11 protein-coding genes are annotated in these 10,155 nt (G+C 47.5%); 6 read left to right on the top strand and 5 right to left on the bottom strand.

Annotated features, from left to right (window positions below; translation table 11 throughout):
* Positions 1-110: 110 nt before the first annotated feature.
* Entirely contained in the window at positions 111-1,112 is a 1,002-nt protein-coding gene (locus FTO68_RS08530) for an FprA family A-type flavoprotein (protein WP_255332971.1), read from the bottom strand.
* Positions 1,113-1,535: 423 nt separating this feature from the next.
* On the opposite strand from FTO68_RS08530, the gene FTO68_RS08525 reads away from it, so the two are divergent.
* Both FTO68_RS08525 and FTO68_RS08520 read left to right on the top strand, forming a co-directional pair.
* Positions 1,536-2,774: a DNA methyltransferase gene (locus tag FTO68_RS08525; protein ID WP_255332970.1), complete on the top strand. Its 1,239-nt coding sequence runs from the start codon at positions 1,536-1,538 to the stop codon at positions 2,772-2,774.
* Positions 2,775-2,788: 14 nt separating this feature from the next.
* Positions 2,789-3,667 carry a TdeIII family type II restriction endonuclease gene (locus tag FTO68_RS08520; RefSeq protein WP_255332969.1) on the top strand — a complete coding sequence of 293 codons (879 nt, stop codon included), beginning with the start codon at positions 2,789-2,791 and terminating at the stop codon, positions 3,665-3,667.
* 53 nt (positions 3,668-3,720) lie between these two features.
* On the opposite strand, the gene FTO68_RS08515 is transcribed toward FTO68_RS08520, so the two are convergent.
* Positions 3,721-3,993: a zinc ribbon domain-containing protein gene (locus tag FTO68_RS08515; protein WP_255332967.1), complete on the bottom strand. Its 273-nt coding sequence runs from the start codon at positions 3,991-3,993 to the stop codon at positions 3,721-3,723.
* A gap of 186 nt (positions 3,994-4,179) precedes the next feature.
* Here FTO68_RS08515 and FTO68_RS08510 point away from each other — a divergent pair, with 186 nt between their 5' ends.
* Positions 4,180-4,740, top strand: coding sequence for a LemA family protein (locus tag FTO68_RS08510; RefSeq protein WP_255332966.1), 561 nt, complete (start codon positions 4,180-4,182; stop codon positions 4,738-4,740).
* A 9-nt stretch (positions 4,741-4,749) separates the two neighbouring features.
* Positions 4,750-6,570 (top strand): DUF2207 domain-containing protein, encoded by a 1,821-nt coding sequence (locus FTO68_RS08505; RefSeq protein ID WP_255332965.1) that lies wholly within the window; start codon positions 4,750-4,752, stop codon positions 6,568-6,570.
* 30 nt (positions 6,571-6,600) lie between these two features.
* On the opposite strand, the gene FTO68_RS08500 is transcribed toward FTO68_RS08505, so the two are convergent.
* Together FTO68_RS08500 and hgcC are read right to left on the bottom strand one after the other, a co-directional pair.
* Complete coding sequence (locus FTO68_RS08500) at positions 6,601-7,434, bottom strand: arsenite methyltransferase (protein ID WP_255332964.1); 834 nt, start codon at positions 7,432-7,434, stop codon at positions 6,601-6,603.
* On the bottom strand, positions 7,427-7,738 hold the full coding sequence (gene hgcC, locus FTO68_RS08495; RefSeq protein ID WP_255332963.1) for an HgcAB-associated protein HgcC: 312 nt from the start codon (positions 7,736-7,738) through the stop codon (positions 7,427-7,429). The genes FTO68_RS08500 and hgcC overlap by 8 nt, the downstream gene beginning before the upstream one ends.
* Before the next feature lie 145 nt (positions 7,739-7,883).
* On the opposite strand from hgcC, the gene FTO68_RS08490 reads away from it, so the two are divergent.
* Both FTO68_RS08490 and FTO68_RS08485 read left to right on the top strand, forming a co-directional pair.
* Positions 7,884-8,852 carry a hypothetical protein gene (locus FTO68_RS08490; protein ID WP_255332962.1) on the top strand — a complete coding sequence of 323 codons (969 nt, stop codon included), beginning with the start codon at positions 7,884-7,886 and terminating at the stop codon, positions 8,850-8,852.
* The gene (locus tag FTO68_RS08485; protein WP_255332961.1) at positions 8,824-9,189 is read left to right on the top strand and encodes a DUF1294 domain-containing protein; all 366 of its coding nucleotides are present in this window, start codon (positions 8,824-8,826) and stop codon (positions 9,187-9,189) included. The genes FTO68_RS08490 and FTO68_RS08485 overlap by 29 nt, the downstream gene beginning before the upstream one ends.
* 56 nt (positions 9,190-9,245) lie before the next feature.
* Here FTO68_RS08485 and FTO68_RS08480 read toward each other — a convergent pair whose 3' ends face one another.
* Positions 9,246-10,115, bottom strand: coding sequence for a cupin domain-containing protein (locus FTO68_RS08480; protein ID WP_255332960.1), 870 nt, complete (start codon positions 10,113-10,115; stop codon positions 9,246-9,248).
* Positions 10,116-10,155 lie beyond the last annotated feature (40 nt).

Below are 10,155 nucleotides of genomic sequence, written 5' to 3'. Positions count from 1 at the left end.
ATAGTACCGATAGGAAAGGATATATTGTCATTCGGCTCAACTTCATTAGTTCTTAGTTTTGTTTGCATTTTCGTCGATTCAAGCATCACTAAGAACACATATATTTCTTGTTAATGGCAAAGTTGGGCTCCAATACTCGGATATGGCATATCGTTGATTGTGGGAACGCCGAGCATGATCGCCTTTGACTCAAGAATATGTTTGACTATCTCGGATCGTTCATCTTCGTGAAGGTTGAAGATCTTCACATCCGCTCCACCTGCCATAACGCCTTCAGCAAGGGCATGTGCAAGTTTCTGTGTCGAGCCATGCATCGTGTCATAGATGATTGTTACCTTATTTTTCATTGAGCTCCCGGTTGCCCATCCGACATATGCATTGATCACCCGCGCTGGATCTCTCCAGATCTGGCCGTGTGAAGGTGCTATCATCTTTACCTTTGATAGAAAGTCCAGATCTGTCAGTTCTTTTGCCTTCTTCAGGAAGAGGGGCGTAAGGGGAACAATCAGGTTGGCATAGAATTTCTGGGTCGCATCCATGAGGATGGTCTCTGGAATGTCGGTATCGTACCTGCCAGTGAAACAGAGATGCTGGCCGAAGGCATCATTTGGGAAGAGTATCCCTTCTTCTTCATAGAGAGTGAACATTGAGTCAGGCCAGTGGAGAAGCGGGGCCTGTATAAATGCGAGTGTCTTTCCCCCGATATCGAGGGTATCTCCGGTTTTCACATGTCGGAACTCTGCTCCCTCAAGGGTACGATAGTGGCGAAGGAGTCCGTTTTTACAGATCTCGGTACAGTAAATCGGCACATTTGGGAACCTCTTATAAATCTCGGGAAGTGTTCCTGAATGGTCTTTCTCTGCATGGTTCTGGATGATGATGTCAATTGTTTCCGGCCTTCCCTCTGTTGCGCAGGCATCAGCAATCCGCCCCCACATCTGTCCTGACTGCCCGGGATAGACGTTGTCAACCAGCACCGTCTTTTCTCCAAAGATCAGGTATGCATTGTATGACGTTCCATCAAGGGTATATCCATGATATGATCGGAGATCCCAGTCAAGGGTGCCTACCCAGTAGACGCCCTCTGCAATTTTCTCTGCTTTTGCCTTCATAGCTATCACTTAATTCGTTTTATTACGAATGTTCTATTTGTAACGAACATTTATAAGGATTTTGATCTCCTCCTTTTAGTAAAACAGAGCATATTATGAGTCATCCCATTAAAACGGTAACTGGCGTATTGTGAGATCTATACATACCTGTATGGATCAACATCATGCACGAGGGAGGAGACTACTCCCATGGTGATATGAACCCAGTCGAGAATCCCCGAGAGCACAATCCAGAAGAAGAAGAGAAATGTTGCTGTCAGGGTGATGCCGAGTGGCTCACGTCCGGGTATATGGTGATTTCGCCTGTTGGTGTTGAAATAAGGTATTGGTGATAGCTAAATGTATTCTCTCTTTATTCCTTATTGACCCGGATCAATATGTTTTTCTAACGCCGACACCACTAATGAAATTGAAAGTGTTTCCATGGTATCATCTACGCTCACAAATGAAGAGAAACGTGTAAAGATCTATAGTGTCGAGCAGATTCCAACCCGAGCATATGATGTGACGCCTGAAACACCTCTGGAATGTCTTAATTTAAACTGGACAGAAAAGGATCTCCCTGAGAGAGAACGGACAAAACATGTTCATCGCCTTCACCCATATCTCGGCAAATATATCCCACAGCTTGTTGAGATTTTTCTGAGAAAATATTTTTCCAGGGGACAGACTGTTCTCGATCCGTTCTCTGGATCGGGAACGACGCTCGTACAGGCACATGAGCTTGGAATAAACTCAATTGGGTTTGATATCTCTGCATTCAACGTTCTTCTGGCACGGGCAAAGACACAGCAGTATGATCTTACACAGATGAAACGTGAAGTCCTCGATATTCTGAATAAGGTTAAAGCTGCAACACAGGTGGATTCCACACAGCGCCGGCTGTGGTTTGAGTGCACACATGGACCCTATCTTTCAGATGAAAATAACGAGTATCTTGAGAAATGGTTTGCATTAAAAGCACGCGAGGAGCTGCTCACCTATCGCTATTTTATCGAGGCGGGGGATTATCAGTACAAAGATCTGCTCAAAATAATCCTCTGCCGTTCAGCCCGCTCAGCAAGATTGACAACACATTTTGATCTGGATTTCCCAAAGAAACCTGTGACTGAACCCTATAAATGCTATAAACACAACCGAATCTGCCAGCCAACACAGGAAGCCTTCAAATTTCTAAAACGATACAGTAATGATACGATTAAGCGTGTATCGGATTTCGCTTCACTGAGAACTGAAGCGACTGTCGAGGTGTACCATGATGACTGCAGAACAGTCGACTTTCCGGAGATTCATGGAGTTATCACGAGTCCCCCATATGTTGGATTGATCGATTATCATGAGCAGCATGCGTATGCATATAATCTCCTTGGCCTTGAAGACAAGCGGGTACATGAGATAGGTCCTGCTGCCAACGGAAAGAGCAGATCCGCAAAAGAAGCATACCAGAAGGATATTGCAGAGGTATTCCGGCGGGTCCTTCGTTCAATGCATGATAGTGGCAGATTAATTGTCGTTGCCAATGATAGTGCTGATCTCTATCGTGATATCGCAGCCTCATTGGATGTTGAAGTGGAGAATATCATCGAACGCCATGTAAACCGGAGGACTGGCAGACGAGCTGGTGAGTTTTATGAATCAATATTCATCTGGCGGAAACGATAACCGGGGAGAATGGAATGGCTGAATCACAGGAGATGAAAGATGCTATCCAGGGTGTTATTCAGGAATTAATGGATAGTATCATGGATAAAGTGCTGTACAAGGATCCTTTTCTCAAAGATGTGCATCTATCCACAAAGCCCCTCTACGCAGCGCTTGTTCCAGATGAAATATTCAAAGGATCGCATTTTGAGCGGCGATTTGTAACTCCTTTTGGCAAAGTCTGGGAGAAACTGGCTGTAGTTGCGGCAACACATGGTCTTGGGTATGCTGAGATGGGTTACCGTATTGATGGCTTAATTCCAGAGGGTCAGCTTCATCGTATTTCAGAAGTTCTTAACACATTAGAGCATTCGAAGAAAAATAAAGGGAAAACAACTCCAAATTGGGAGAGAGAGCTTTCTTATATCAGGCAAGGGAAAGGCGAATTAATCCCTGTGCCAGTGATCTGTGATCTCTATGTCGAAGATCAGCTGACAAATAAAAGATATGCTTTTGAAATAAAGGCACCTCTGCCCAATAGTGACCAGACGAAAGTGAGCAAGGAAAAAATCCTTAAACTTCATTGTATGGAGCCAAACGTGGTGGATGGTGCCTATTTTGCATTGCCCTATAATCCATATGGATCACGTGAAAAGTACTCCTGGAGTTTTCCTGCCCGATGGTTTGATATGAAGCATGATGATGTCGTTTTAATCGGCGATGAATTCTGGGATACTATCGGTGGTGCTGGAACATATAATGCATTTATATCAGCAGTGAATGAGATTGGGGTTGAATATAAAGAGCGTATCTACAGGGAATATCTTGGGATCGAACCCCCTGCGGCATATGATCCTGCACATGCAAAGCTCCATGAGCCAATACCTGAATATCATTCAAAAAAGCATAAATGAGCATTGATCCAATCTTTTTGCTCAATTTATGGTTTTATTCAAAGAATGATCCTTTACTTCCTCCACCGTTTGAGTTCGGGAAGGAACTGCCCGGTCATCTTTCTTGCTTCTGCATAAGGCATAATGCCGATCTCATCGATCTTCTGCGCAGAAAATTCAATCATCTCTTCAAGGGTAATTGATTCATCAATAAATGCCCCGTTCTGGTAGCAGTAACTGCAATACTCTTCTGACTTTGAGCCGTCCTTTTCTGTTCCAAAGTGTTCCGGCTCGCTCATCGGCATGCCGCAGCTCTGGCAGAATGGTCCCTGTGGTATTTCGTTCATACAGGGTTTTCTGTTTTTTTGGATAATAAAACAGGCAGGTTCACATCATGGATTTTCAAACAGAATGGAGGGTTGATTTCACAATTCGCTTGACTGAGGGGTTGATTTTGACTCCAACGATCCATCCAGGCAGCCTGCATCAGGGTATATATTCTATCAGATCAATTCCTGTACAGGTGAAAGAAGATGTTTGAACTCATCATCGGCGGGATACTTGTACTTCTCGCCATTGGGATTGTATTCTGGTTTATCAGTATCTATAACAGCTATTACCGCCTGAAGAACGCATCCGAGGCGACACTGGGCCAGATCAAGGTTGCCATGAAGAAACGGCTTGACATGATCGATCAGCTCCTTGGATCTGTAAAGAGCTATGCAGAGTTTGAGAAGAGCACTCTGGAATCCGTCACGAAGATGCGTGCAAGTGTCGGCTCCGCAGGACCAGGTGACCTCAATGCCATCGAAGCCGAGTCACGGAGTGTGCTTGGCCGCCTCTTTGCGGTGATGGAGAACTACCCGGATCTGAAGACTTCACAGACGGTAAAAGACCTGATGGGCTCTATCAAAGGACTGGAGGATGAGATCGCCCGCCACCGGTACACCTTCAATAACATCTCACAGCAGTTCAATACCATGCTCCAGACAATCCCCTCAAATATCGTCGGGAACATGATCGGGATGGTCAAACTCGAATACCTCGAATTCCAGGATGAGAACCTGGAAAAGGCCCCGAAGATCGAGTTCTGAGGTCTCTTCATGGAAGAGAAGAAACTGATTGCACTCCTGGTTGCAGGAACCCTGCTGCTTGGCCTCTCTGTCATCGGGCTGATGGGGCTTAATCCAGCTGGTGCACTCGATTATAGCGGAGATCTGATCGTTGAGTCATATGAAGTGACCTGGCAGGAGAATGGGGCGCTCACCGAGCGGTACGTCTATTCTGTCCGTTCTTCCCAGGAGTACCGGATGTTGTACCGCAACTGGAACGCCGCCCTTATCTATGGAGAGGCGGAGTCCGGGTACCCTCACGTCCGTTTTATCGAGGGTTCGGCACCGGATGGAGCTGTTCTATACCTGAAAGAGGGAACAAGCAGAATCCATCTCTTTGAAGGGGATAATGCCCGTGCCCGATCACTCGTCTCTGATCTCGCATACCCAAATGAGGTTGGAATCGTCTATCCGGACTACTTCGTACCCGGCGAGTATGCCGTTGAATATACCTACCAGATGGTTCCTCCGGTTGAGTACGACAGCGATGCGGTCCATATTAACCTGATGTTTGCAGATGAGCATATTCCCTATAAGCATGTCACCATTACGCTCATCTCCAACAAAATAACAGATGTCTTTACTCATCCCCCAACGTACGATATAACCCGAAGTGAGGGGATGGTTGTGCTTACCGGCAGTTCGCCTTCCAATGAGCGGATTGAGGTTGAGTTCCTGATGAGTCCGGATGCGGCGGATTCTGTTATGGGGGTAAAAACCTATGTAGAAGGAGTCCGTGAGAAGACACACTCAGCAAACGACTCCTATCTCCTTGGCTTCTTTATTGCAGGGATTCTTCTTGTAGTTGGAAAGATACTTGTTATTCTGACACCTTTTCTGCTCCTTCTCCTCTACATACTCTATGGAAGAGAGAAACAATTCACTGTTCCAGAGTACCTCAGTACTGTTCCAGATGAGACGATGCCGCCCTGGCAGGTGAATCTGGTCTTCAATAAGGATGCCTTCTCTTCAGATGAGAATGGGTTCTATGCGACCCTCCTCGATCTCCACAGAAAAAAGAAGATCGAGATAAAAGAGAACCCCGACCAGAAAGGGGTCAGAATCCGGCTTCTTGAAGAGGAAGGGGATGATCCATATGAACAGAGGGTAATGAATTTCGTCACCCTGAATTCAGATGAATCAGGCGTTCTTGATACCGGATATTTCGAAGCTGTTGCAGAGAGGGCAAAGAAGTCAACGGCTGACGAGCAGATTGCCATCCGGCTCAAGGAGAATTTAAACAGCCTGATGACGATGACCGATGAGCGGATCTCCGGAACCTATGCTGTTGATGGGAGGGGGACACCGGCGCTTCTTCTCCTTGGCGCAGTCGGCTATATCCTCATTGTGATTTTAGCATTCCTCTTTGCAACCGATACCGAAGGGATGCTGCTTGCTGCTCTTGTTCTGGGCTTCATTATGGCGGTGCAGGCGGGAATTGCAGTTGCCATGCCTTCGACGCTTTTTGGACACTGGAAGGATGATTACTATAAGAGGAAGCTCGAATGGGGTGCATTCAGGCGATTCCTCTCAGATATGAGCATGATCCGGAAGTACAGCCCCGATGATCTGAATATGTGGGGGATCTGGCTCATTTACGGTACAGCGCTTGGTGTTGGCGATAATGTCCAGAAGGCGATGAAGGAGCTGAAGGTGGATATCTCGCAGTCCGGCTACTATGTCCCGACCTATTTCTGGTTCATGGGGTTCCATTCGATCAGCACATTCTCCCCGCCATCACAGGCTGGCGCTGGCGGTGGAGGATTTGGCGCAGGCGGCGGATTTGGCGGCGGAGGGGCAGGAGGGAGATAAGCTCCTCCCTTACTCCGATTATCACCCTCTCTACATCTTCTTTTCTGCGCCGATTTTTATCGAAACGATGCTATCTGAGAGTCTCTTTCGCTCGGCCTCATCAAGAGGAACAGATCCAATAGTCCTGATCAGTTCCGGTTCGCTGATGATATGATTCAGGGGAAATACGGATTCGCCATAAATCGTGATCCGCGAGAATCCCGCATCATGAATACATTTTTGATATTCTTCCTTCAGGAGAGCTCCGGAAACACAGCTCGTATAGAGGAGTGATGAATTTTTGATGGCGTCCGGGAGCGGGGCGGTGAGGACGATATCCGAGACGAGGAGACGGCCGCCCGGGCGGAGCACCCTGAATATCTCTGAAAAGACCTGTGGCTTGTTGACTGAGAGGTTGATGACGCAGTTGGAGATGACGACATCAACTGACGCATCTGCAACCGGCAGGTGCTCAATCTCGCCAAGCCGGAACTCCACATTGGCATACCCTCCCTCCTGAGCGTTTCTGCGGGCTTTCTCAAGCATATCGACCGTCATATCAACACCGATGACGTGGCCGGATGCACCGACTTTCTGGCTTGCAAGGAAGCAGTCAAAACCTGCACCCGATCCCAGATCAAGCACGGTGTCACCTTCTTTCAGGGATGCAAGCGCCACCGGGTTCCCGCATCCAAGCCCGAGATTGGCCCCCTTCGGAACCGCCTGCTGTTCTTCGTCAGAATAGCCAAATGAGGCAGATACTGATTGTGGATCCTGTCTGCCATCGCAGCAACCGGGACCGCATCCGCATCCAAAGCCTCCTTCACGGGCTACTTTGCCGTATCGCTCACGAACACGCCGTCTGGTGCTTTCTCTGTCAGTCATAGTGTTCATTTCGATTTGCTTTTTGATCTTCAGTTCTGCACATCTGGTGTTCCGGGTGAACGAGTGAGGAGATATAGCGGTCAAGGTGGTCTTTTTTAATCAGGGTAATGCAGCAGACCGCTCCCTCCCTTTCTGAGAAGACTACTGCGAACCGATCGCCCGGTGCAATCCCCGCCCGCTCCCTCACCTCTTTTGGGAGCACCATCTGGCCCCGGGCATCAATGGTGACGATCCCCTCAACCGAGCAGTCACAGGGATTTTCGTAACCGGAGATTCTTGTTTCTTTCAGTAATTGATCTGTCATCGTCAATAGAGACGTTTGGTGGTATTGGATATAAATATTCTGAATTTTCAGAAAATTTAGAAAATTCAAACCACTCATTCGATCTTCCATTCCCAATTGATATTCATTAAGCAGTATTCATAACTCCTGGTACCAAAGTACTGGTATGATCCTTGAGGAGACGCTCATCTTTGATTCAGAGGAAGACGCGGATGCATTCTGTGCATTTGCCAAAGAGAATAAGATTAGTGTGAAGAAGTCGTTTAGGGGGGTTGCGATAACAGAGGATATCGTCACCTGTTCCCTCCAGGGTTTTATCGACTGGTATTCGGAGATGATAGATTCCAAATCTGAGGATCTCAAGAAATTCTCTGGTGGTGAGATTTCGATTTTTAAACGTCATGTAGATCTTCTTACAAGAACACGGGCGAAACTGGATGAGCTCTTTTCTGGAAAGGAGATTGGTGATGTTATCTACACTCTGGAGACAGTGCAGAAGGCGATCCTATCCCTTCTCACACTCCCACAAAAGGATGCAGAGGCACTCGGTGATCTGCCTGAGATGAATGATGTCTGGATCCCAATCGAGGTCATGATGAAGGACAACGATGTGGTTGTCGAGTCACCCGAGGGTTACCGCCTTCAGAAGAAGATCGATCCGGGCGAACTCCTCTATCAGAATACGCTTGTATCATATGAGGATGCATTTATGGATGCTGGCGAGTCGCATGGTGCAACCTTCTCGGCAAACTATTCGATCGATTCAGAATGTGTTGTGACTGCTGGGCCCGGGATCTATCTTCTGGATGATCAGAATAAAATGTTTGATCTCCTTGATTCCCTGTCAGTGGATGAGGCATCTCTCGATCTCCTCTATGAGAACTATACTCCAAAGCGGCAGATTGTATTCTCTTTGCTTGACCTGATCAGCAGAAAGAACGTCCTCTCATTACCTGAGATCAGCGCTGGTATGGCAAAGTACAGATCGTCTTCCGATTCTGCCGATCCGGCATTTGAAATCCGTCTCTCTCCGATCATGGTGAAGCTGATTGCAACTGAGCTGATAAAAGCAAAGATTCTCACCGGTCCGGAGAAGAAGATTCGGATTGGAAAAGGAATTCCTGGCAGGGGATAAGTATGGTCTCTTCTGTATCCCGGATATATCTGTTCCTGGCGGTAATTGCATGACGATACCCGATACCACCCTTCTTCATCTTGTTCTCTATGTGGTACTGAACATCTTCTCATTCCTCACTTTTGCAGATGACAAGCTGAAGGCGAAGAACAACTCATGGAGGACGAGTGAGAAGAGGCTCCTGATTTACGCTTTTGTCGGACCATTCGGCGCACTCGCAGGGATGAAACTGCTTCGGCACAAGACGCAGAAACTTAAGTTCAAGATTGTCTATATCTTCCTCCTGCTGCATATTCTTGTGATCGGGTATTATCTCATGCCGTTCTTAAACGGATGACTATGCAGGATTCTTTCTGAAAAAAAGGTGAATTGTTCAGGCGAACAGTTCTCTCTTCATTCTTCGGTCATCTCAAAGATCTCAGGCCGCCATGCAGGATCGACAACGCTAAGGATGACGGCATCTGTATTACCAGCATTTGAGATCTCCTTTGGCTTGCCTGGGGGGAAGAGTGCAGCATATCCTGCTGGAATTGAGTAATCCACTCCGTCACCGGCACGGATGGTGATTTCGCCCTCCACGACGTAGATCAGATCGGTTGATCCGGTAAGACGGTTCCCGACGATTGATCCTCCCGGAAGGATCTGTGCATATGCGGCACTATAGTCGATTGGAATATCCATTTCAGGCATCAGTACGGGATTAATCAGGGTGTAGATGAGCGTCCCGGTATCAAAATCCCATTCAATTCCGCCTGCAGGATCTGGGATTACAATAGGCTCAGCATTTGTTGTGTTGCTGAGTGGGATGAGGCCATCATCCCGGATATCAATTTCATATGTATATTGTGGCTGATTTGCCGAGAGGTACCGGAGATCGTCTTCCCCGATACTTTCGATCGACTGGAGTACACCTTCCGGGAGAAGGACGAGCTCACCTGCTGCTGCCTCTACCGTTTTGGAATCACAGTGTATCCGGGCAGCCCCGCCGATCACATAGACGAGTTCGGATGTGCCGAGGAGCCGGTGGGGCGGCGTGGCATTTCCGGGAGGGATGGTGACATAGCCAAGGTTGTAGCTCACCGGGGGAGTTATCGTCTCAGCAATGATGATGTTAACATACGTTCCCTGCCCGCTGACGGTTGGGAAGGGATCTGAAGGCGTAATCAGCAGGATATCCGGCTCATCAGCCGCCGGGGGGGTTGCAGTTATGCATCCGGCAGTAAAGAGGAGCAGGATGAATGGAATCAGGATGAGTTTTTGCATATGTACATTCTTGAAGCGTTCATGGAGAAAAACCTGTGCA

Source organism: Methanocalculus taiwanensis, assembly GCF_024372745.1.
Taxonomy (GTDB): Archaea; Halobacteriota; Methanomicrobia; order Methanomicrobiales; family Methanocorpusculaceae; genus Methanocalculus; species Methanocalculus taiwanensis.
The sequence above is the reverse complement of the archived record's forward strand: the minus strand, read 5'-3'. Positions and strand labels throughout refer to the sequence as shown.

Coding starts and splice junctions, on each gene's coding strand:
- FTO68_RS08490 (WP_255332962.1), top strand. CDS start 7,884: ATGATCCTTGAGGAGACGCTCATCTTTGATTCAGAGGAAGACGCGGAT.
- FTO68_RS08510 (WP_255332966.1), top strand. CDS start 4,180: ATGTTTGAACTCATCATCGGCGGGATACTTGTACTTCTCGCCATTGGG.
- FTO68_RS08480 (WP_255332960.1), bottom strand. CDS start 10,115: ATGCAAAAACTCATCCTGATTCCATTCATCCTGCTCCTCTTTACTGCC.
- FTO68_RS08530 (WP_255332971.1), bottom strand. CDS start 1,112: ATGAAGGCAAAAGCAGAGAAAATTGCAGAGGGCGTCTACTGGGTAGGC.
- FTO68_RS08520 (WP_255332969.1), top strand. CDS start 2,789: ATGGCTGAATCACAGGAGATGAAAGATGCTATCCAGGGTGTTATTCAG.
- FTO68_RS08525 (WP_255332970.1), top strand. CDS start 1,536: ATGGTATCATCTACGCTCACAAATGAAGAGAAACGTGTAAAGATCTAT.
- hgcC (WP_255332963.1), bottom strand. CDS start 7,738: ATGACAGATCAATTACTGAAAGAAACAAGAATCTCCGGTTACGAAAAT.
- FTO68_RS08500 (WP_255332964.1), bottom strand. CDS start 7,434: ATGACTGACAGAGAAAGCACCAGACGGCGTGTTCGTGAGCGATACGGC.
- FTO68_RS08505 (WP_255332965.1), top strand. CDS start 4,750: ATGGAAGAGAAGAAACTGATTGCACTCCTGGTTGCAGGAACCCTGCTG.
- FTO68_RS08515 (WP_255332967.1), bottom strand. CDS start 3,993: ATGAACGAAATACCACAGGGACCATTCTGCCAGAGCTGCGGCATGCCG.